General features: G+C 64.7%; 18 protein-coding genes and 1 riboswitch. Of the genes, 15 read left to right on the forward strand and 3 right to left on the reverse strand.

Translation table 11 applies throughout. The features are described from left to right. The first annotated feature begins 6 nt into the window (after positions 1–6). From mutM to ftsY, 3 genes are all read left to right on the forward strand, one after another. Positions 7–972 (forward strand): bifunctional DNA-formamidopyrimidine glycosylase/DNA-(apurinic or apyrimidinic site) lyase, encoded by a 966-nt coding sequence (gene mutM, locus ACSBOX_RS07985; protein WP_442545537.1) that lies wholly within the window; start codon positions 7–9, stop codon positions 970–972. Between the two features lie 105 nt (positions 973–1,077). Beyond that, complete coding sequence (smc, locus tag ACSBOX_RS07990) at positions 1,078–4,671, forward strand: chromosome segregation protein SMC (protein WP_442545538.1); 3,594 nt, start codon at positions 1,078–1,080, stop codon at positions 4,669–4,671. A gap of 20 nt (positions 4,672–4,691) precedes the next feature. Beyond that, positions 4,692–5,915 (forward strand): signal recognition particle-docking protein FtsY, encoded by a 1,224-nt coding sequence (ftsY, locus tag ACSBOX_RS07995; RefSeq protein WP_442545539.1) that lies wholly within the window; start codon positions 4,692–4,694, stop codon positions 5,913–5,915. Positions 5,916–5,982: 67 nt separating this feature from the next. On the opposite strand, the gene ACSBOX_RS08000 is transcribed toward ftsY, so the two are convergent. Then, entirely contained in the window at positions 5,983–7,227 is a 1,245-nt protein-coding gene (locus tag ACSBOX_RS08000) for an MFS transporter (RefSeq protein WP_442545540.1), read from the reverse strand. A 223-nt stretch (positions 7,228–7,450) separates the two neighbouring features. Here ACSBOX_RS08000 and ACSBOX_RS08005 point away from each other — a divergent pair, with 223 nt between their 5' ends. Together ACSBOX_RS08005 and ACSBOX_RS08010 are read left to right on the forward strand one after the other, a co-directional pair. Beyond that, positions 7,451–8,791 (forward strand): ammonium transporter, encoded by a 1,341-nt coding sequence (locus tag ACSBOX_RS08005; RefSeq protein ID WP_442545541.1) that lies wholly within the window; start codon positions 7,451–7,453, stop codon positions 8,789–8,791. Beyond that, complete coding sequence (locus ACSBOX_RS08010; RefSeq protein WP_028264639.1) at positions 8,788–9,126, forward strand: P-II family nitrogen regulator; 339 nt, start codon at positions 8,788–8,790, stop codon at positions 9,124–9,126. The genes ACSBOX_RS08005 and ACSBOX_RS08010 overlap by 4 nt, the downstream gene beginning before the upstream one ends. A gap of 87 nt (positions 9,127–9,213) precedes the next feature. Here the strand turns inward: ACSBOX_RS08010 and ACSBOX_RS08015 are convergent, their stop codons facing one another. Further along, the gene (locus tag ACSBOX_RS08015; RefSeq protein WP_442545542.1) at positions 9,214–10,614 is read right to left on the reverse strand and encodes a glucose-6-phosphate dehydrogenase; all 1,401 of its coding nucleotides are present in this window, start codon (positions 10,612–10,614) and stop codon (positions 9,214–9,216) included. Between the two features lie 151 nt (positions 10,615–10,765). Between ACSBOX_RS08015 and ffh the strand changes: the two genes are divergently transcribed. Both ffh and ACSBOX_RS08025 read left to right on the forward strand, forming a co-directional pair. Then, positions 10,766–12,331 carry a signal recognition particle protein gene (ffh, locus tag ACSBOX_RS08020; RefSeq protein WP_442545543.1) on the forward strand — a complete coding sequence of 522 codons (1,566 nt, stop codon included), beginning with the start codon at positions 10,766–10,768 and terminating at the stop codon, positions 12,329–12,331. Positions 12,332–12,476: 145 nt separating this feature from the next. Then, positions 12,477–13,226, forward strand: a complete 750-nt coding sequence (locus ACSBOX_RS08025; RefSeq protein WP_442545544.1) for an alpha/beta hydrolase — start codon at positions 12,477–12,479, stop codon at positions 13,224–13,226. Here the strand turns inward: ACSBOX_RS08025 and thiC are convergent, their stop codons facing one another. Then, positions 13,227–15,056 carry a phosphomethylpyrimidine synthase ThiC gene (gene thiC, locus ACSBOX_RS08030; protein ID WP_442545545.1) on the reverse strand — a complete coding sequence of 610 codons (1,830 nt, stop codon included), beginning with the start codon at positions 15,054–15,056 and terminating at the stop codon, positions 13,227–13,229. Further along, a riboswitch (TPP riboswitch) is annotated at positions 15,051–15,158 on the reverse strand. Its footprint overlaps the gene before it by 6 nt. Before the next feature lie 93 nt (positions 15,159–15,251). On the opposite strand from thiC, the gene ACSBOX_RS08035 reads away from it, so the two are divergent. The 8 genes from ACSBOX_RS08035 to rplS all read left to right on the forward strand — a co-directional run bounded on the left by ACSBOX_RS08035 (position 15,252) and on the right by rplS (position 20,865). Continuing rightward, complete coding sequence (locus ACSBOX_RS08035; protein WP_442545546.1) at positions 15,252–16,346, forward strand: amidohydrolase family protein; 1,095 nt, start codon at positions 15,252–15,254, stop codon at positions 16,344–16,346. Between the two features lie 78 nt (positions 16,347–16,424). Further along, positions 16,425–17,303, forward strand: coding sequence for a VOC family protein (locus tag ACSBOX_RS08040; protein ID WP_442545547.1), 879 nt, complete (start codon positions 16,425–16,427; stop codon positions 17,301–17,303). Positions 17,304–17,374: 71 nt separating this feature from the next. Beyond that, complete coding sequence (locus ACSBOX_RS08045; protein ID WP_442545548.1) at positions 17,375–17,818, forward strand: hypothetical protein; 444 nt, start codon at positions 17,375–17,377, stop codon at positions 17,816–17,818. Between the two features lie 195 nt (positions 17,819–18,013). Beyond that, on the forward strand, positions 18,014–18,436 hold the full coding sequence (gene rpsP / locus ACSBOX_RS08050; protein WP_059387673.1) for a 30S ribosomal protein S16: 423 nt from the start codon (positions 18,014–18,016) through the stop codon (positions 18,434–18,436). Position 18,437: 1 nt separating this feature from the next. Next, entirely contained in the window at positions 18,438–18,680 is a 243-nt protein-coding gene (locus ACSBOX_RS08055) for an RNA-binding protein (RefSeq protein ID WP_028267532.1), read from the forward strand. A gap of 126 nt (positions 18,681–18,806) precedes the next feature. Further along, a complete protein-coding gene (gene rimM, locus ACSBOX_RS08060) occupies positions 18,807–19,370 on the forward strand; it encodes a ribosome maturation factor RimM (RefSeq protein ID WP_442545549.1) in 564 nt (187 codons plus the stop codon). After that, complete coding sequence (gene trmD / locus ACSBOX_RS08065; RefSeq protein WP_442545550.1) at positions 19,371–20,216, forward strand: tRNA (guanosine(37)-N1)-methyltransferase TrmD; 846 nt, start codon at positions 19,371–19,373, stop codon at positions 20,214–20,216. A 289-nt stretch (positions 20,217–20,505) separates the two neighbouring features. Next, positions 20,506–20,865 carry a 50S ribosomal protein L19 gene (rplS, locus tag ACSBOX_RS08070; protein WP_059387674.1) on the forward strand — a complete coding sequence of 120 codons (360 nt, stop codon included), beginning with the start codon at positions 20,506–20,508 and terminating at the stop codon, positions 20,863–20,865. Positions 20,866–20,937: the final 72 nt, after the last annotated feature.

The raw sequence follows: 20,937 nt of genomic DNA on the forward strand, positions 1-20,937 counted from the left end.
TTCCCCATGCCGGAACTGCCCGAAGTCGAAGTGGTCCGCCGCGGCCTAGCACGTTGGGTGCGAGGCCGGACCATCACTGGCGTGGACGTCCTGGACCCCCGCTCCATCCGCCGCCACGCGTTGGGCACCGAAGACTTTATCGGCAACCTTGAGAACTCCACGGTTTTGGACGTCGTCCGCCGCGGCAAGTTCCTGTGGATGCCCCTGCGGACCGAGGAACCCGGCGGCACAATAAATTCCCCCGAAGCGCTTCCCGGCGTCGCGCTCATGGCGCACCTCGGCATGAGCGGGCAGCTCCTCATGCAGGATCCCGGGGTTCCCGATGAGAAGCACCTCAAAGTCCGCCTCCGCCTCAGCAGTGCAGACGGCATGCCTGAGCAGCTGCGATTCGTGGACCAGCGGATCTTCGGCGGACTCTTTGTCACCTCGCTTGTACCGACGCCCGATGGCGGTCCCGGCGGCCAGGGCGAGACGCCCCTTCCCGAAATTGCCGAAGAAGCCTCGCACATCGCCCGCGATCCGCTGGACCCGCACTTTTCCTTCGACGACTTCTACCGCAAGGTCAAATCCCGCAAGACCGGGCTCAAGCGGGCCCTGTTGGATCAGGGCGTCATCTCGGGGATAGGCAACATCTACGCCGATGAATCCCTCTGGCGGGCCAAGCTCCACTACGCCAAGCCGACAGACACCCTCAAGCGGGCCGATGCGCTGAGGCTCGTCGACGCCGCGAAGGACGTCATGAGCGATGCCCTCGCCGCCGGTGGGACGAGCTTTGATTCGCTCTACGTCAATGTCAACGGAGCTTCGGGATATTTCTCCCGGTCCTTGGATGCCTATGGCCGGGCGGGCGAGCCGTGCAGGCGTTGTTCCGCAGTCGGACTTCCGGGCGTGATCAAACGCGAGCAATTCATGAACCGCTCCTCGTACACGTGCCCGATCTGCCAGCCGAAGCCGCGCAACGGCCGCTGGTAGCAGGGATTCGCGGGTTTGCCCCGCAAATCCGCGGATTTCCGCCGTCGGGCAGTAGATTTAGCCGTAAAGTAGCCACCGGCGACATTGAAAGAGATCCGAAACACCTTGCATCTGAAAAGTTTGACTGTCCGGGGATTCAAGTCGTTCGCGTCGGCCACGACGTTCGACTTCGAGCCGGGCGTCACCGCCGTTGTCGGCCCCAACGGTTCGGGCAAGTCCAATGTGGTTGACGCCCTGGCCTGGGTCATGGGCGAACAAGGTGCCAAGACCCTGCGCGGCGGCAAAATGGAAGACGTCATCTTCGCCGGCACCTCGGGGCGGCCCCCTCTGGGCCGGGCGCACGTTGCGCTGACGATCGACAACGCCGACGGCGCCCTGCCGATCGAATACAGCGAAGTCACCATTTCGCGCACGCTGTTCCGGACCGGCGGCTCCGAGTACGCCATCAACGGCTCGCCATGCCGCCTCCTGGACATCCAGGAACTGCTCTCCGATTCAGGGCTCGGCCGCGAAATGCATGTGATCGTGGGCCAGGGCCAGCTGGACCGTGTCCTGCACGCCACTCCCGAGGACCGCAGGGGATTCATTGAGGAAGCCGCCGGCATCCTCAAGCACCGGCGCCGCAAGGAAAAGACCGTCCGCAAGCTGGAGGCCATGCAGGCGAACCTGCAACGCCTTGGCGACCTCACGGCGGAAATCCGCCGTCAACTGACGCCGCTGGGCAAACAGGCCGAAGTCGCCCGCCGCGCCCAGACCGTGCAGTTCGATGTACGCGACGCAAAATCCAGGCTGTTGGCGGATGATCTTGTCCGGCTCACCCGCGCGCTGGAGAAGGACGTGGCCGACGAAGCCGCCCTGAAAGAGCGCCGCGAGGTAGTCGAATCGGAGCTCGGTGCAGGCCGTCAACGCCAGATCCGCCTTGAGCAACTCGCGGCTGAGGCCACACCCAGGCTCAACGCGGCCAGGGACAACTGGTACCAGCTGTCCGCCGCGAGGGACCGGCTTCGCGCCCTCGGATCACTCGCTACCGAACGCCGCCGCCTCCTCGGTTCTTCCGATGTTGCCCCGGATTCAGGCCGCGACCCGGACCACCTGGACCGGCAGGCCGCCCGGGTCCGGCAGGAACAGTCGGAGCTGGAGCACGACATCCTGGCGAAGCAAGCGGGCCTCCTCGAGGCCACGGCAGCCAAACAGGAAGCCGAGAACCTGGCCGCGGCCGAGGACAAACGCCTGACAGCAGTGCTGCGGGCGGCAGCCGATCGCCGTGAAGGCCTTGCGAAACTCGTCGGCCAGTTGGCTGCCGCACGTTCCCGGGCCGAAGCGGCCGAGGCTGAGCTGGGCAGGCTCAGGGACTCGCTGGCAGCCGGCGAAGAGCGGCGTCGCCACGCGCAAAGCGAGTTCACGGCCCTTGAGTCCCAAGTGGCCGGCGTTGAAGACGGCGAAGAAAGCCTCGACGCCGAATACGAGGACGCCAGCGCCCTTCTTGACGAAATCAACGCCGAGATCGAAGCGTTGAAAGCCGCCGAACGCGACGAAGTCCGCGAACGCGATGCGCTCACCGCCCGCCGCGATGCTCTGCAGCTTGGCCTCAACCGCAAGGATGGCTCTTCGCGGCTTCTGTCCTCGGACCACCCCGGCATCCTGGGTTCGCTTGCTTCCCTCGTGACGGTGGAGTCCGGGTACGAGACCGCCGTTGCCGCAGCGCTTGGCAGTGCTTCGGACGCGGTCGTGGTGGCCGACGGTGCGGGGGCCGTCGCCGCGATGCAGTTGTTGAAGGACGCCGACGCCGGACGTGCCTCGCTTTTGGTGGCAGGCGCGGTGCCCACCGTGGATCCGGGGCCCGGGCAGCACGAATTGCCGACGCTCCCCGACGGTGTGCGCTGGGCCGCCGAGTTGGTGGCGACGGACGCTCCCGAAGCAAGTGGCGCGCTGACCCTCCTGGCGCGCACCGCCGTCGTCGACGACCTGCGTGCGGCGGCAAGCCTCATTGCCGGCAACCCGGGCCTCACTGCGGTGACCCTCGAAGGCGACGTCTTCAGGGCACTGACGGTGGACGGCGGATCGGCGACGGCGCCGTCGCTTCTTGAGGTCCAGGCCGCGGTGGACGACGCCGAGACCCGGCTCCGGGAGCTCACCGCCCGTCTTGAAAGGGGCAAGTTCGCCCTGGCTGGAGCCGAAGCACGCCGCGCCGATGCCCAGGAACGGGCGAACGCGGCGCTGGACAAACTTCACGATTCGGATGCCCGCCTGGCTGCCGTCGCGGAACGGCTTGGCCACCTGAATTCCCAAGTGCGCAGCGCCGTCGCGGAACGCGATCGAATGGCGGAGTCCCTGGCCAAAGCCGAACTGAACATCGCCGTGGCAGAGGAATCACTTGAGCTTGCGGCGGAGCGGCTGGCCGCGGCACAAGAGGCCCCGCAGGAGGAAGAGCCTTCCACGGAACACCGCGATGCCTTGGCCAGGGCCGCCAGTGATGCCCGCTCCCGTGAGATGGAAGTCAGGCTCGGGTTGCGGAGTGCCGAGGAACAGCTCGCCGCCACCAGCAACCGGGCTGCATCCCTCGAACGGGCCGCCGCGAGCGAACGGCGTGCACGCGAGGAGGCAGCGCGCCGGGCGATGCGCCGCAAAGCGCAAGCCGAGCGGGCCGCCGCAGTCGCTTCCGCCGTCGAACAGGCCATACGGTTCGTCGATGTTTCAGTGGACCTGGCCGCCCGCGACCGCGATGTCGCCGAGGCAGTCCGGGAGCAGCGCGAAAAGGAACTCGCTGATGTCCGGAGCAGCAACGAGAAATTGGCCCACGAACTGGCCGGGCTGACGGATTCGGTCCACCGCGACGAACTCGCCCGGGCCCAGCAAAGGCTCCGGATCGAAGCGTTGGAAACGCGCGCCATCGAGGAGCTCGGGCTCTCGGCGGAACAACTCGTGGCCGATTTCGGCCCGGAGCAGCCCGTTCCCGTGCCCGCCGCTTCCGTCGACAAGTGGGCCGAACTCCGGGCTCCGGTGGACGAGGACGGGAACGCCATCGCCGAGGGTGTTCCCTTTGTCCGCGCCGAGCAGGAGAAACGGCTCCGCAAGGCCGAACGGGACCTCGCCGCCCTTGGCAAAGTGAACCCCCTGGCGCTGGAGGAATTTGCCGCACTCGAGGAGCGCCACCAATTCCTGAGCACGCAACTGGAAGACCTTAAATCCAGTCGCAAAGACCTTCTGGACATCATCAAGGAAGTGGACAAGCGCGTCCAACAGGTCTTTGCCGAGGCCTTCGCCGATACTTCCAAGCAGTTCGACCACGTCTTTGCCCGGCTCTTCCCCGGCGGGGAAGGCAAATTGGTGCTGACGGACCCCGATGACATGTTGACCACCGGCATCGAGGTCGAAGCACGGCCTGCCGGCAAGAAGATCAAACGATTGTCCTTGCTTTCCGGCGGCGAACGGTCACTCACCGCTGTGGCGCTGCTCGTCGCGATTTTCAAGGCGCGGCCTTCGCCTTTCTACGTCATGGACGAAGTGGAAGCGGCGCTGGACGACACGAACCTGGGCAGGCTCATCACGATTTTCGAAGAGCTCCGGGAGTCCAGCCAGTTGATTGTCATTACGCACCAGAAGCGGACCATGGAAGTCGCGGACGCCCTCTACGGAGTGACAATGCGGGGCGACGGCGTGTCCACCGTCATCAGCCAGAGGCTCGGTGCCGAGGTCTAGCTTTATGAGAAGCTAGGGGAGTGAACGATCTCCTCCCCATTATTTTGTCCATTGTCGCTGCCATCGTGGTGGTCGGAGGGCTGATTCCTGTCCTGCTCAAGGCGCGGAAGTCCTCTTCGACTTACGCTGGAACGCGCGACGCCAACGACCCCGCTGACAAGGCGCCGGCAGGCGGCGGAACGATCGTCGACGACGCCCCCGGGACCGCACCTGACCGCACCGTTCCCGGTCCCGTCGTCGAACCCGCCGACCTTGCCGTACCGGAGACCGACGTTCCGGACGACGCAGCCGGCCTGGAGCTTATCCAGGTGGAGACCCCCGCGCCCGTCGAGGGCCGCCTCAACCGGCTTCGCGCGCGGTTGGTCAAATCCAACAGCATTCTCGGCAAGGGTCTCCTGGCCCTGCTTTCAAGCGACAAGATCGACGAAAACGTCTGGGACGAAGTCGAAGAGACACTGCTCCTCGCCGACCTCGGCACCGAGCCCACCATGCAGCTCGTCGATGCCCTCCGTGCACGGGTCAAGGTCCAGGGCACCCGCAGCCCGGAGGACGTCAAGGCCCTCCTGCGCGAGGAACTCATCAAGCTTGTGGACCCCACGATGGACCGCAGTTTGAACGTGGAACGCAAGGGAGCCCACCCGGCCATCATGATCGTCGTCGGCGTCAACGGCGTGGGCAAGACCACCACCGTCGGCAAGCTGGCGCGTGTTCTCGTCGCCGAAGACAAGGACGTCCTGCTGGGCGCAGCCGACACCTTCCGCGCAGCGGCCGCGGAGCAGCTCGCCACGTGGGGCCAGCGGGTCGGCGTCGCAACCGTCAGGTCGCACGTCGTCGGCGCGGACCCGGCCTCTGTCGCCTATGAAGCCGTCAAGTCCGGCATTGAGCAGGAAGTCGACGTCGTCATGATCGACACCGCGGGCCGCCTGCAAAACAAGGTGGGCCTCATGGACGAGCTCAGCAAGGTCAAGCGCGTCATCGAGAAGCTGGCCGAAGTGGACGAAGTCCTGCTGGTACTGGATGCGACCACGGGCCAGAACGGCCTGAACCAGGCCAAGGTCTTTTCCGAGGTAGTCAACATCACGGGAATCGTGCTCACGAAGCTCGACGGCACCGCTAAGGGCGGTATCGTCGTCGCGATCCAAAGGGCCCTCGGCGTGCCGGTCAAGCTTGTCGGCCTCGGCGAAGGACCGGACGACCTCGCGCCGTTCGAGCCCGAAGCCTTCGTCGACGCGCTGCTCAACTAGCCGCTTCCAGCCCAACTAGCTCGCAGTTGTTGTCGTTTTCAGGCCTGAAAACGACAACAACTGCGAGTTAGTTGGGTGAGTCGACGGGTTCCGGGGCGCGGGGCATCGGCTCGCGCGCCGCGGACCAGCCGACGGCGGCGAGCAGGAGGATCCCGCCGGTGGCACCGAACGCCCAGCCGTAGCCAAGTCCGTCCGCCAGGAGGCCAACCAGGACGGGGCCTACGATTGCTCCGGCGTCGGAAGCCATCTGGAAGACCGCCAGCACCTTGCCACCGGAGCGGCCACGACCAATGATGTCCCCGACGGCGGCCTGCTGGGCCGGGTTCAGCAAGCCGGAGCCGAAGCCGGCCGCGGCGGACGCCGCGAAGAACGCGGGAAGGTTGCCGGTCAAGCCGATAGTGGCGGTGGCCAGTCCGGTGACCACCAAGCCCAACAGCATCATGGGCTTGCGGCCGAAATTGTCGGCCATACGGCCCGAGAAGGTCAGGGCCAGGGCGTTTCCCCCCGCAAACACGGCCAGCGCCCAACCCGCGGAGGTCGATCCTCCGGCCAGCACAACCACTGCGAACAACGGCACCGTGGCCATGCGCACACCGAGGGTCGCCCAGCCGTTGCTGAAACTGGAGAACAGGGCGGCCCGGTAGGCAGAATCGCCCAGGGCATCCTTCATGCGCATTGCCGGCCCCGCCGCACCGCCTTGCTTCGCTGCCCCTGAACTTCCCGTCAGCTGCGTGCGGACAACCAAAGCAGCCAGGACCAAGGCTGCCGCGTAGGCGAGGAACGGTACGCGCAGCCCGAATCCGGCCAGCAGTCCACCGACCACCGGACCCAGGACGCTGCCGATCAGGAAGGCCGAGGCGTACGCGCCGGAGACCCGCCCGCGGCTTTCCGGAGGGGCGAGCCTGATCAAGAGGCCCATTGCTGCAACCGTGAACATGACAGAACCGGCTCCGCCGAGTCCCCGGAAGACCAGCAGCTGCCAATAGCTCTGCGCGAAGGCGCACGCCGCCGTCGACGCCGCCACTATCAGCAACCCTGCGATGTACACAGGACGTTCGCCAAAGCGGCCCATCAGGGCGCCCCCGGCAGGGGCGAACACCAGGCGCATGAAGGCGAAAATGCTCACGATCACCGCGGCTGCCGTTGCCCCGACGTCGAACGTCGTGGCGAACTGGGGAAGCACGGGCGCAACGAGTCCAAAACCCAATGCAATCAGGAACGCCGCCGCCAGCATCACCTTGATGTCCCGTGGCATTTCAGCCTTGGCGGCCCTCGCCCCTTGTTCGGCGCGGGATTCGGGGCTTGCGGTCATGGTGTCGGGGTCCTCTGGCTAGTTGGAACGCGGGGAAATGGAACTGACGAAACATATCCGTAACAAGGGTGATATGCACCATTTACGTTCGAGAAGTTCTTGTAACAGCCCTGCAATCTAAAACCTTCGCAGGTGAAACACTGCCCCGCAAAACTCTTATGTAGAACGCAAATGCGTTGGGACAGGCGGCTCAGCCCGCATCTAAAGCAGAGAGGACGTAGACATGGACTTCACCGCCGGTCTCGTTTGGCTCCTGGTCGCATCAGCATTCGTGCTGTTCATGACCCCGGGCCTGGCATTCTTCTATGGTGGCATGACCCGTGCCAAGGCCGCCCTGAACATGATGATGATGAGCTTCATCGCCATCGGCACAGTGACCCTCGTGTGGGTCCTCTGGGGCGCCTCGATGTCCACGAGCAACACGGACAACTTCTTCGAGATCTTCGCGAACCCGTTCAGCCACTTCGGCCTGCACAACTTCACCGATCCGGCAGACCTGCTCCACGTCGGTTACGCCGCAACCTTCGCGATCATCACTGTCGCCCTCATCTCCGGTGCCATCGCGGACCGCGCAAAGTTCTCGGCCTGGACGCTGTTCACCCCGATCTGGGCAACTCTCGTCTACGCCCCCTTGGCCTACATGGTCTGGGGCGGCGGTCTCTTCTCGGCAACCGGCTGGTTCGGCCAGACCTTCGCTCCCGTCATTGACTTCGCCGGCGGCACCGTAGTGCACATCAACGCCGGTGTGGCAGGCCTCATCCTCGTCCTGATCATCGGCAACCGCAAAGGCTTCGGCAAGGACCCGAACCACCGCCCGCACAACGTGCCCTTGGTCATGCTTGGCGCGGCCATCCTCTGGTTCGGCTGGTTTGGCTTCAACGCCGGTGCTGCGGCAACTGTGCAGCAGGCTGGCCTGATTTGGATCAACACTCTCGTCGCGCCGGCAGCGGCCATGCTCGGCTGGCTTGTCGTGGAGCGCATCCGTGACGGCCACCCCACCTCGCTTGGTGCGGCTTCGGGCGTCGTCGCCGGCCTGGTTGCGATCACCCCGGCTTGTGCCAACGTTTCCCCGCTCGGCGCCATCGCCCTCGGTGTAGCAGCCGGTGTAGCTTCGGCCCTCGCGGTCGGCCTCAAGTTCAAGCTTGGCTACGACGACTCGCTCGACGTCGTCGGTGTCCACTTGGTGTCCGGCATCATCGGCACCGTGGCCATCGGCTTCCTCGCCACCCCGACCCAGGGTCCCGCGGGCCTGTTCTACGGCGGCGGCACCACCCAGTTGGTTGCGCAGTCCCTGGCGGCACTGTGCTCGATCATCTTCACCGGCGTGATGACCTTCATCATCGCCTACCCGATCCACAAGCTCATGGGCTTCCGGATCTCCGAACGCCAGGAGATCGCCGGTGCAGACCTCAGCCTGCACGCCGAGACGGCATACGAGTTCGGCGTCGGCGGCCACGGCGGAAGCTTCCAGCCCCTTCACGATCTCATCACCGGAAAGTCCTCGGCCGAGCCCGAGGCAGCTGACGAAGCATCCGTATCAGGCAAGGAGAGTGTCCAGGCATGAAACTCATCACGGCGATCGTCCGCCCGGAGAAGCTCGACGCCATCCGCGAGGGGCTCGAAGCATACGGGGTACAGGGACTGACGGTCAGCGCGGCCAGCGGCTACGGCCGGCAGCGCGGATACACCGAGGTGTACCGCGGAGCCGAGTACAACGTGGACCTGCTTCCCAAGATCCGCGTGGAGGTCCTGGCCACGGATGAGCAGGCAGACGACATCCTCGATGTCCTGATTGCTTCCTCCAACACGGGCCGTGCCGGTGACGGCAAGGTATGGACCGTGGACGTCTACGAAGCAGTCCGTGTCCGCACGGGCGAGCGGGGCGCAGCAGCCATCTAAGGCACCAACGCAGAAGAGGGGCCGGGTACCTGGAAAGGTACCCGGCCCCTCTTGCGTGTGCGCTTCCGCAGGAGCGCGGCCGCCTGCTTAGCCCCCGACGGCGGTGGGCCAGTCCGCGGGACCGGGCCCGCCGGCGTCGTACTCTTCGAGCGGCACGGAATCCTTGGCCCAGGCCTTGATCACGGGTTCGATGATCCGCCAGCAGTCGACGGCGGTGTCGCCGCGGACTGAAAGCAGGGGATCGCCGGTGATGACGCCCTCCAACACTTCTCCGTAGGGCAGCAGATCGGAAGCATTCATTTGTGCGTCGAGCGTCACGCGATCCAGCGTGAAGATGTTTCCGGGACCATTGACGTCGACGTCGAGCTGCAGGGTGTCAGGACCGAAACCGATGCGCAGCTGGTTGGGGGAGTCCACGCCCTCGAATCCGGTCGGCAGGTGCGGGACGGGACGGAAGGTGACGATCGCCTCTTTCCGCGCGGCACCCAACGCCTTTCCTGAGCGCAGGATGAAGGGGACGCCTTTCCAGCGCCAATTGTCGATTCCCACTTCGACTTCTGCGAGGGTCTCCGTTTCACGGGCAGGGTCCACGCCGTCCTCTGCGACATAGTCCGGCACGTCGCGGTCGCCGATTCGGCCGGCTGTGTACCTCGCGCGTCGGGTGGACTTCTTGTACGGCGCGGTGATGCTGCTCGCACGCAGCACCGTCGAAATCGCGTCGCGGAGATCGCGCTCGCCGATGCTGGAAGGGGCATCGATGGCCAGCAGCGCCATGATGTGGAGCAAATGGCTCTGAATCATGTCCTTGAGGGCGCCTGCTCCGTCGTAGTAGCGCGCACGCCCTTCGAGGGCGAGGTCTTCGTCGAAGATGATCTCCACCTTCTCGATGTGGTCCCTGTTCCACACCGGCTCCAGGAACCTGTTGGCGAAGCGCAGGCCCAGGATGTTGAACACAGTGGCCTTGCCAAGGAAATGGTCCACGCGGTGGATGTGGTCTTCCGGGACCAAAGCGGCGAGGGTCTTGTTGAGTTCCCGTGCTGATTCTGAACTGGATCCGAAGGGTTTCTCCATCACCAGGCTTGTTCCCGCGGGAAGCTCTTGGGCGGTGAGGACTTCACAGGCCTTCTGGCTAATGTGGGGCGGCAAAGCGAAATAGACGGCGATTGGCGCTTCGAGCCCTGCCAGGAGCGTCGCGAGCTGGCCATCCGCAGTGACATCCACCTGATGGTATTCGGTATTTTTCTCCAGGGAAGCGATTGCCTTCTTGCCGGCGGCACCTGCACCCTTGGCGGCATCTTCGAAGGCCCCGCCTACACGTTTGGTCCACTGCTGGGACGTCCACGGGTCGGAACCGGCTCCGACAAGCTTCAGGCCGTCCGCGAGTCCGCCGGCCACGAGCCGGGCAAGGCCCGGTAACAGCAATCGGCCCGTCAGATCTCCGGAGGCGCCTAGGATGAGCAACGTATTTACTGTTGTTTTGCTGGTCACTGTGCCAGCATGCCATCTTGCAGGCGCGTCTTGGTACCCTAGATAGTCGAGTCCCTCAGTTGAGTCAGATTTGTTTGGGGCAGGAATCGTCAAGATATTGGTGCGCCGGAACGGCCGCCATTCGTAGACCATTGAAAGAAGTGCACGGCGCGTGTTCAATTCACTCTCTGACCGGTTGACAGCAACCTTCAAGAATCTCCGTGGCAAGGGCCGCCTCACCGAGGCCGACGTCGACGCCACCGTCCGGGAGATCCGGCGTGCCCTCTTGGACGCCGACGTTGCCGTTCCCGTAGTCCGCGAGTTCACAGCCCGCATCCGCGAACGCGCCCTGGGCGCTGAGGTTTCCGCGGCCCTGAACCCGAGCCAGCAGATCGTGAAGATCGTCAATGAGGAGCTCCAGGAGATCCTCGGTGGCGAAACCCGCCGTATCCGCTTGGCGAAGACCGGCCCCACCATCATCATGCTCGCCGGCTTGCAGGGTGCTGGTAAGACCACTCTCGCCGGCAAGCTTGCCAAGTGGCTTAAGGCCCAAGGCCACAGCCCCGTACTTGTTGCTGCCGACCTCCAGCGTCCCAACGCCGTGACGCAGCTCCAGATCGTCGGCGAACGCGCCGGTGTTCCCGTCTTTGCTCCGCACCCGGGCACCACCTCGGATCTGGATGTTCCCACGGGCGACCCGGTCGCCGTCGCACGTGCCGGCGTCGACGAGGCCCGCCAGAAGCTGCACGACGTCGTGATCGTGGACACCGCGGGACGCCTCGGCGTCGACGCCGAGATGATGGACCAGGCGCGCCGCATCCGCCAGGCCATCATCCCGAACGAAGTGCTGTTCGTGATCGACTCCATGATCGGCCAGGACGCCGTCAACACGGCGGTTGCCTTCGATGAGGGCGTCAACTTCACGGGTGTCGTGCTGTCGAAGCTCGACGGCGACGCCCGCGGTGGTGCCGCCCTCTCGGTCGCGTCCGTCACCGGGAAGCCGGTCATGTTCGCGTCCACCGGCGAAGGCCTGGACGACTTCGAACTGTTCCACCCGGACCGCATGGCGTCCCGCATCCTCGATATGGGTGACGTTCTTACCCTGATCGAACAGGCAGAGAAGAACTGGGACAAGGACGAAGCTGCCCGGATGGCGAAGAAGTTCGCCGACCAGGAAGACTTCACCCTGGACGACTTCCTCGCCCAGATGCAACAGATCCGCAACATGGGCTCCATGAAGAAGATGCTCATGATGATGCCGGGTGCGCAGAACATCCGCCAGCAGTTGGAGCAGTTCGACGAGCGGGAAATCGATCGCGTGGAGGCGATTGTCCGCTCCATGACCCCGCACGAGCGTTTGGCTCCGAAAATCATCAACGGTTCCCGCCGCGCCCGCATCGCCCGTGGTTCCGGTGTGCACGTCTCCGAGGTCAACGGCCTCCTGGAGCGTTTCGCGCAGGCCCAGAAGATGATGAAGAAGCTGGCCCAGGGCGGCGGCATGCCAGGGATGCCCGGCATGCCCGGCCTCGGTGGCGGTTCCCGCAAGGCGAGCAAGAACGCGCCCAAAAAGAAGGCCCGTTCCGGAAACCCCGCCAAGGCTGCCCAGGAATTGCGCGACGCCGAGAACAAGCGGGCTAACGCTGTTCGCACCGGCGCGGCATTCGGCCAGCCATCCGGCGACTTCGACCCCTCGCAGCTCAACCTGCCGAAGGGCTTCGACAAGTTCCTCGGCAAGTAGCCGTCCCACCCAACTAGCTCGCAGTAGGTGTCGTTTTGAGGGCTCAGAACGACAACAACTGCTAGTCAGTTGGGCACCACGCCGCCGGGGTTCGCTTGCGGCGGGGATGAGTTGGGTTGTCCGTCCCGTGCCATAGGCTGGGTGGATGCAAAAGCAGCGCGTTGTGTTCGTCCATGGAGCAGGCACATTCGGCGCTGCCGCCTGGCCGAAGCAACACGGCATGGCGCTGCAGTACGATGCGCTCTTCCTGAAACGCCACGGCTTCGATGCGCAGGCCGAGCCTTTGGAATCCGATGTTGCCACCGATGTGGACATCATCTTGGAGTGTCTCGGAGCGCGGGAAGCCGCGTCAACCCCGGGCCCTTCGCGTGGCGGCCATGTCGTAGCGCATTCCCAAGGCGCGATTTCCGCCATGTTGGCCGCGGTGGAACGGCCGGACCTGGTCCGGTCCCTCGTCTTGGTGGAGCCGGCTTGTCTTTCATTGACGGCCGAATTGCCCGCCACTGCGGCTTACCGGGCACTCATGGAGCCGTTGTTCCGGGTCCGGCACGAACTCAGCGATGACGATTACCAGCGCGAATTTGTCCGCCGCGCGTTTTCCTCCGAGGCGGCGGTCCTCAGCACCCCCGAGGCCCGCCGGACCGCCCGGCGGCTGCGGCTCCAGGCTCCGCCGTGGGAAGCGCCCCTGCACATCGTGCCTGGAGTCCCCACGCTTGTCCTGACCGGTGGTTGGGAGCCCCTGTACGAAGAGATCGCCGGCTACCTGCAGGAAACCGGCGCCCTCCGCCGCGTTGCGGCTGGAGGACACCGGCCTCATGACTCCGTTGAAGGAGACCGGATCATCCGCTCCTTCATCGCGGACGTCAGCCGCGCAGGATCAGTCCAAGCGTCCTGATCAGTTCAGGCTTCCTGAATTCGCGCCGCGGTTTCCTCCGGGAACTTCAAGCTCGGGCAAATAGACCTTGCCGCCCGATGCCAGGAACTCAGCGCTCTTTTCGCGCATCCCGCTAAACATTTCCGCGATGGCCGCTTGGGAATCCGCGGAGCCGTACTCGTCGCGGATGTCCTGGCTGATCCGCATGGAGCAGAATTTCGGTCCGCACATCGAACAGAAGTGTGCCGTCTTGGCCGGTTCGGCCGGGAGCGTCTCGTCATGGAACGCTTCCGCCGTGACCGGATCCAACGACAAGGCGAACTGGTCACGCCAGCGGAACTCGAAGCGGGCCTTGGAGAGGGCATCGTCGCGCTCGTGGGCGCCCGGGTGTCCCTTGGCGAGGTCCGCGGCGTGGGCGGCGATCTTGTAGGTGATCACACCGGTCTTGACGTCGTCCTTGTTTGGCAGGCCCAAGTGTTCCTTCGGGGTGACATAGCAGAGCATCGCGGTTCCGTAGCGTGCGATTTCCGTGGCGCCGATGGCTGAGGTGATGTGGTCGTAGCCCGGAGCGACGTCGGTGACCAAGGGTCCCAGGGTGTAGAACGGGGCGCCGTCGCACAGCTCCTGCTGACGCTCCACGTTCTCCCGCACCAAGTGGAACGGAATGTGGCCGGGGCCCTCCACCATGACCTGGACGTCGAATTCCCATGCCCGCTTCGTCAGCTCGGCCAAGGTGTCGAGCTCGGCGAACTGTGCGGCATCGTTGGCGTCCGCCGTCGCTCCCGGGCGCAGTCCATCACCCAGCGAGAACGCGACGTCGTACTTGGCGAAGATTTCGCAGAGTTCGTCGAAATGCGTGTAGAGGAAGTTTTCCTCGTGGTGCGCCAGGCACCAGCCCGCCATGATGGAGCCGCCGCGGGAAACGATGCCCGTCACGCGGTTCGCGGTGAGCGGCACGTACCGCAGCAACACGCCGGCGTGGATGGTCATGTAGTCCACGCCCTGCTCGCATTGTTCAATGACGGTGTCGCGGAAGATCTCCCAGCTGAGTTTGTTGGCTTCTCCGTTGACCTTCTCGAGGGCCTGGTAAATCGGCACGGTGCCGATCGGTACGGGGGAGTTGCGGATGATCCATTCGCGGGTGGTGTGGATGTCGTCACCCGTGGACAGGTCCATGACGGTGTCGGCGCCCCATTGCGTGGCCCACTGCAACTTGTCCACTTCTTCAGCGATGGAGCTGGTGACGGCCGAATTGCCGATGTTGGCATTGATCTTCACCAGGAACGCCTTGCCGATGATCATCGGTTCGGATTCGGGGTGGTTGATGTTGTTGGGGATGATGGCCCGGCCGGCGGCGACTTCGCTGCGGACCAGTTCCACATCGCAGTTCTCGCGAAGTGCCACGAATTGCATTTCGGGCGTGACGATGCCCTGTTTGGCGTAATGCATCTGCGTCACGGTCTTGCCGTCGACGGCGCGGCGGGGCACCGGCTGTGCGCCCTTCCACTCCGCGGAGGCGGCTCCGCGGCGCACGGCCGATTTGCCGTCGTCGAGCAGGTTCCGTTCGCGGCCGCTGTAAGCCTCGGTGTCGCCACGTGCTTCGATCCACTCGCTCCGGAACGGTTCGAGGCCCACTACGGGATTACTCCCCGGCCCTGCCGTGCGGTACACCCGGAAGGGGGCGTTGGCCTCGCCGTTGGGAGATGGTTCCAGGGCTATTTCCGTGACCGGGACACGGATTCCCGTCGCTGTGTCCTCCAGGAACGCGAGGGAATGCGACTTGAGCGACTGTGTCACCTCCTGCGCCGATTCGTTTTGGGCAGGGCTCAGCTGTGTTTCTTTGGTGCTCAAGGAGTACTCACTTCCTTCGCCGGCATTACCCGGACAGGTTCAACGGTCGCAGGCTGCGTCAGCCCGATCTCAGCCCTTGCAAGGGCCCCCGTGTGGTCGTAGATGAAGCTACCACAGCCGGGAGTCCTCGAGACAGATGTGACCGAGGACAGATGTGACTGCCCCGGCGACGGCGCCTGAGTCTAGGGTGGATTCATGGCGGAAATCATCGAATTCAGCGGCGCTGTCCTCACCGGGCCGGAGGAGGAACTGCGAGGTCTCTGGTCGGTCGACGGACGGATGACCTTTGTCCGCCCCCTCGCGAAACCGGACGTAGTGCTGGATGGATGGGTGCTGCCCGGCTTGGTCGACGCGCATTGCCATGTTGGCTTGGGCAAGGGCGGAGCTGTCGACGAGGAGACTGCCCGCTTGCAGGCGACGGCGGACAGGAAGGCCGGGACTCTCTTGATCCGCGACGCCGGTTCCGCGAGCGACACGCGCTGGCTGCAGCGCCGCACGGACATGCCCAGAATCATCCGCGCGGGCAGGCATATCGCGAGGCAACGCCGTTACATCCCCGGGCTGGCCGAAGAAGTCGAGCCGGAGGATCTGGTGGAAGCGGTGCGCAAGCAGGCACGGTCCGGGGACGGCTGGGTCAAGATCGTCGGGGACTGGATCGACCGCTCCGCCGGGGATCTCGGCCCGTCCTTTCCGGCGGCCGTCGTCAAGGACGCTGTCGCGGCGGCGCACGACGAGGGGGCCCGGGTGACCGCCCATTGCTTCGCCGAAGGGACCATCGACGACATGCTCGACGCCGGCATCGACTGCATCGAGCACGCCACCGGATTGTTGCCGCACCACATTCCCCGGCTGCTGGACCAAGGCGTACCGATCGTCCCCACCCTCATCAACATTGCGACGTTCCCGGACATCGCGAAACAGGCGGAAGCGAAGTTCCCCCGTTACGCCGCCCACATGATCGCGCTCTGGGAGCGTCGGCATGAGCGGATCCTCGAGGCGTTCGACGCCGGGGTGCGGGTATACGCCGGGACGGACGCCGGCAGCGTCATCAAGCACGGCCGGATCGGCGAGGAGATCCTGGAACTGCACCGGGCCGGCCTGCCGCCGGCCGCCGCGCTCGACGCCGCCTGCTGGTCCGCCCGCGAGTGGCTGGGGGCCGACGCCATCAGCGAAGGCGCCAGTGCCGACGTCGTGCTCTACGCAAACGATCCCCGCGCGTCCCTTGAGGTGGTGTTGAAACCGCAGTGCACCGTGTTGAGGGGGCACCTTTCCCGACGTGCCGGGCATTAGGAATAAATTGAAGCTTCAAGTAATTTAGATATATAGAGGTTGCCGAAGGGCGGCGCCACAAAAAGCCGGGAGTTTCACATGACCACCACATCCAGCCAGGATCTCCTTCCTGCAGAACTCACCATGGGCACCGTCATGCTCAAAGTGGGGGACATGAAGCTCATGGGCGACTACTACGAGCGGGCGCTCGGCCTGGAGGTCGTCGCCGAGCAGGACGGCGGGCTCTACTTCGGCCGGCTCGGCAAGCCGTTGGTGCACCTCGCCCCCGCCTCCGGGCTCCAGATCCCGGGTCGCGGAGAGGCCGGACTCTTCCACACGGCTCTGCTCTTCGCGGACCAGTCATCCCTCGCCGCAACTGTTGCCTCCGCGGCGCAGTACGAGCCCCACGCCTTCGTCGGCAGCGCGGACCACCTGGTCAGCGAGGCCTTCTACTTCACCGACCCCGAGGGCAACGGCATCGAGCTCTACTACGACAAGCCCCGCGAGGGCTGGGAGTGGAACGGCAATTCGGTCGTCATGGACAGCCTGCCGCTCCCTCCGCAGCGCTACCTCCAGCAGTATCTGAGCGAAACGGCGGTGACCGGCCAGCATGAGGCGGGCGCCGGCGTCGGGCATGTCCACCTCCAAGTGGGCGACGTCAAGACCGCCCATGACTTCTACGTCGACACTCTCGGCTTCGAGCAGACCGCCGGCTGGCACGGGCAGGCCCTGTTCGTCTCCGCGGGCGGGTACCACCACCACATGGCCATGAACGTGTGGAACAGCCGCGGTGCGGGTCCGCGCAAGGACACGCTCGGTCTCGGCGAGGTGGTCATCGAAGTGCCGTCAGGCGACGACGTCGGCGCGCTCGCGGACCGCCTCAAGGTTGCCGGCATCGCCGCCCACCACACCGGCCAGGAACTGCGCTTCGAGGACCCGTGGCGCAACCGGCTGCGCGTCGCCGTCCGCTACGCTTGATCCGACGGCGTGGCGCATTTTCGGCCGCCGCGCCGCAGCTCCGTAGCCACGAATGAATGAGAGTAGTTTCCATGGGCTTTGCTGAAATCTTTGTTGCCACCCACGATGAAGCACTCAAGAGGGCCGCTGCCCTGGAGAAGGGCAGTGACCTATCCGGCGCCGCGGTCCGGATCCCGGGAATCAGCGATTTCGAAGTAGAACAGCTTGGCGACCTCGCCGGCACGGCCGTGCATGCAGCCGGTGCCGACTATGAGCTCGCTTTGGTGGACGTCACCAGTGACGCCTTGCTCGGGGTCCCCGAAGCTATGGTGCGTGCCCTGTCCGAACTGCTCAGCTACGAGACCGAGGGAGAAGGAAGCATCCTCGACGACGTCGCCGAACGCTGGGCGGCCCAGGAGGACATGCCCTTTGATGCCCAACAGTCCCGGCTGTACGTCCAGCAATTGGCGGCGCTCGCGAGCGACGTCGAAAAGGCCGAACGCGCCGGCCTCTACGTCTGGTCCGCCGAGCAGTAAGCCGCACTAAACCCGCCGCACGGACCGCGCGTTCGAAATACTGTCTGCCATCTGGCACAATGGACAGGTACTCGATCTGCGCGGCCCCTCTCTCCGTGTGTGCATCTTGTCCTTTGGAACCCTCAAGTATGGCCCGCCCCACGGGTGCAGAACGACGGGCTCAACCCCGTTTCAGAAACAGGAGTGACCACAAAAGTGGCCGTAAAGATTCGCCTTAAGCGCTTCGGTAAGATGCGCGCACCGTACTACCGCATCGTCGTCATGGACTCCCGCGCCAAGCGCGATGGCCGTGCGATTGAAGAAATCGGCAAGTACCATCCCACCGAAGAGCCCTCGTACATCGAGGTTGTCTCCGAGCGTGCACAGTACTGGCTGTCCGTCGGCGCCCAGCCGACCGAGCAGGTTGCTGCGATCCTCAAGATCACCGGTGACTGGCAGAAGTTCAAGGGCCTCCCGGGCCAGGAAGGCACGCTGAAGACCAAGGTCGCCAAGCCTGCTTTCGTTGCACCGGAGAAGGGTTCCGTCATCATCCCGGAAGCCATCACCAAGAAGGCCAAGCAGTCGGAAGCAACTGAAGCTCCCGCTGACGCTGAAGCAGAGACCACCGAGGCTGAGTAAATTGCTGGCAGAAGCGCTCGAGCACTTGGTCCGTGGGATCGTTGACAGCCCTGAGGACGTCAAGGTCAGTGCCAAGAACAACCGCCGCGGGGAATCCCTCGAGGTACGTGTTCACCAGGACGACCTCGGACGGGTGATCGGTCGCCAGGGTCGCACCGCACGCGCTTTGCGCACCGTGATTGCGGCATTGGCGGGCGGCGAGCAGGTCAGGGTCGACGTCGTCGACACCGACCGCCGCCGGTAACGCGCTCAGCAATACTTGTCTTAGATCCGGCCCCTTCACCAGATTATGGTGGAGGGGCCGGATTGTTTTACGAGCAAATCCCCAGTCCTGGTCCTAGTCGGCCCAGCGAAGAAACCAGAGGAACACATGCAGCTCCAGGTCGCCCGAATCGGCAAGCCCCACGGAATCCGCGGCGAAGTCACCGTCCAGGTGCTCACTGATGCCCCCGGCGATCGTTTCGTCCCGGGGACCGAATTCGTGGTGGAGCCCGCAAAAGCCGGTCCCCTGACCATCAGCAGCGCCCGGTGGAACAAGGACATCCTGTTGCTCGGTTTCGAAGAGATCTCCACGCGCAACCAGGCGGAGGAAATCCGCGGCGCGAAGCTGTTCATCGAGACGGAAGAGCTGGAAGAGGACGACGACGAAGGCTGGTACGAGCATGAGCTCGTCGGCCTTGAGGTGCGGGTCGGCTCTCAGGCAGTAGGCAAAGTGACCGCACTCAACACCATGCCGGTCCAGGACCTGCTGGTGATTGAAGACGCGGACGGCAAGGAAATCCTGGTGCCTTTCGTCGAGGAAATCGTGCCCGAGGTCAACGTCGAGGACGGCTACGTGTTGCTCACGCCTCCGCCGGGCCTCTTCGAACTGAACACCGAGGCTTCCGCGGGCGACGCGGAAGAGGACGACGCCGACACCAAGGATGACGCGTAGATGCGCATCGATGTCGTCAGCATCTTTCCCGAGTACCTGGCGCCGCTCGAGCTTTCCCTCATAGGCAAGGCCCGCCAGGATGGGCTCTTGGAGCTCAATGTCCATGACTTGAGGACCTTCACCACGGACAAGCACCGCACGGTGGACGACACTCCGTATGGCGGCGGTGCGGGCATGGTCATGAAACCCGAGCCCTGGGCCCAGGCCCTGGAATCCATCGCCGACGCGTGGAGTGCCGATGCCGGAACTGCCGGACCTGAGCGCTCATCGGACGCACCGGCCAAAAAACCGGTCCTGATTGTCCCGTCGCCCGCGGGGGAGCGCTTCAACCAGGCCCTCGCGTATGAGCTCGCCGAGGAAGAGCAGCTCGTTTTCGCCTGCGGCCGCTACGAAGGCATCGACGAGCGCGTCATGGAATGGGCGGCCGGACACTTCACCGTCCGCCCGGTCAGTTTGGGCGACTACGTCCTCAACGGCGGGGAGGTTGCAGTCCTGGCCATGGTCGAGGCCATCGGACGATTGCTTCCGGGCGTCGTCGGCAATCCCGAGTCGTTGGTGGAGGAATCCCATGCGGACGGCTTGCTTGAGTACCCGGTCTACACGAAGCCCTCGTCCTGGCGCGATCGCGACGTGCCCGCCGTCCTTTTGAGCGGCAACCACGGCAGGATTGCCCAATGGCGACGCCACGAACAGTTCCGCCGCACGGCGGAACGCCGCCCGGACCTCCTCGAAGAGTTCGACGCCGGCCGCCTGACACGCGCAGACCGCACGGCTTTCGGCGACCTCGGGTACAACGTCGTCGACGGCCGGCTGCGACGCCGCCCGGACAGCGACCTCCCGGACTGAGCCTGCCGCCGTCGGGCAGCCTCATCCGCCAGCCGTCCGCGGGAACCGGGCCGCATTCGCGGGATTGGCCGGAACTCCCGGGGTGTGGCAGAATTAACCCTTGTGTCTACTGGGTTCGCGCCTGCCACAGGGGGAGCGTCACCAACAGCCTGACAACCCGGAACCGCCAATCAGTGGTGGTACCGGACTTTGAAAATCTTCGGCGGTAATTTCCGGACGGCCTTGCGCCCCGGGCTTGACCGCCGTGACCCAAAGTGGATGACCTGTGGCGTTCACTAGGAGTGGATTAATGCATATCCTCGATAGCGTAGATGCAGCTTCGCTGCGTAACGATGTTCCCGAGTTCCGCGCGGGTGACACCATCAAGGTTCACGTGAACATCATCGAAGGCAAGAACTCCCGTGTCCAGGTCTTCCAGGGCTTCGTCCTGGGCCGCCAGGGTGACGGCGTTCGCGAAACCTTCACGGTCCGCAAGGTTTCCTTCGGTGTCGGCGTAGAGCGTACCTTCCCGGTTCACTCCCCGATCATCGAGAAGATCGAGGTCGTCACCAAGGGTGACGTCCGCCGCGCCAAGCTCTACTACATGCGCGCACTGCGCGGCAAGGCTGCGAAGATCAAGGAAAAGCGCGACTTCGCCACCGGCAAGTAGGTCTTTCGACCAACAGCGGGTCCTGGATTCGTGTCCGGCCTGCGCCGGAGAAATCCGCAACGCAACAGGAAA

This window comes from Arthrobacter sp. KN11-1C (assembly GCF_052180225.1).
In the GTDB taxonomy this organism is placed as follows: Bacteria; Actinomycetota; Actinomycetes; order Actinomycetales; family Micrococcaceae; genus Arthrobacter.

Bases quoted from the DNA above. Each gene is read 5' to 3' on its own strand.
- mutM (WP_442545537.1), top strand. From the start codon at position 7: ATGCCGGAACTGCCCGAAGTCGAAGTGGTCCGCCGCGGCCTAGCACGT.
- ACSBOX_RS08000 (WP_442545540.1), bottom strand. From the start codon at position 7,227: ATGACCGCAAGCCCCGAATCCCGCGCCGAACAAGGGGCGAGGGCCGCC.
- ACSBOX_RS08005 (WP_442545541.1), top strand. From the start codon at position 7,451: ATGGACTTCACCGCCGGTCTCGTTTGGCTCCTGGTCGCATCAGCATTC.
- ACSBOX_RS08010 (WP_028264639.1), top strand. From the start codon at position 8,788: ATGAAACTCATCACGGCGATCGTCCGCCCGGAGAAGCTCGACGCCATC.
- ACSBOX_RS08025 (WP_442545544.1), top strand. From the start codon at position 12,477: ATGCAAAAGCAGCGCGTTGTGTTCGTCCATGGAGCAGGCACATTCGGC.
- ACSBOX_RS08035 (WP_442545546.1), top strand. From the start codon at position 15,252: ATGGCGGAAATCATCGAATTCAGCGGCGCTGTCCTCACCGGGCCGGAG.
- ACSBOX_RS08040 (WP_442545547.1), top strand. From the start codon at position 16,425: ATGACCACCACATCCAGCCAGGATCTCCTTCCTGCAGAACTCACCATG.
- ACSBOX_RS08045 (WP_442545548.1), top strand. From the start codon at position 17,375: ATGGGCTTTGCTGAAATCTTTGTTGCCACCCACGATGAAGCACTCAAG.
- rimM (WP_442545549.1), top strand. From the start codon at position 18,807: ATGCAGCTCCAGGTCGCCCGAATCGGCAAGCCCCACGGAATCCGCGGC.
- trmD (WP_442545550.1), top strand. From the start codon at position 19,371: ATGCGCATCGATGTCGTCAGCATCTTTCCCGAGTACCTGGCGCCGCTC.
- rplS (WP_059387674.1), top strand. From the start codon at position 20,506: ATGCATATCCTCGATAGCGTAGATGCAGCTTCGCTGCGTAACGATGTT.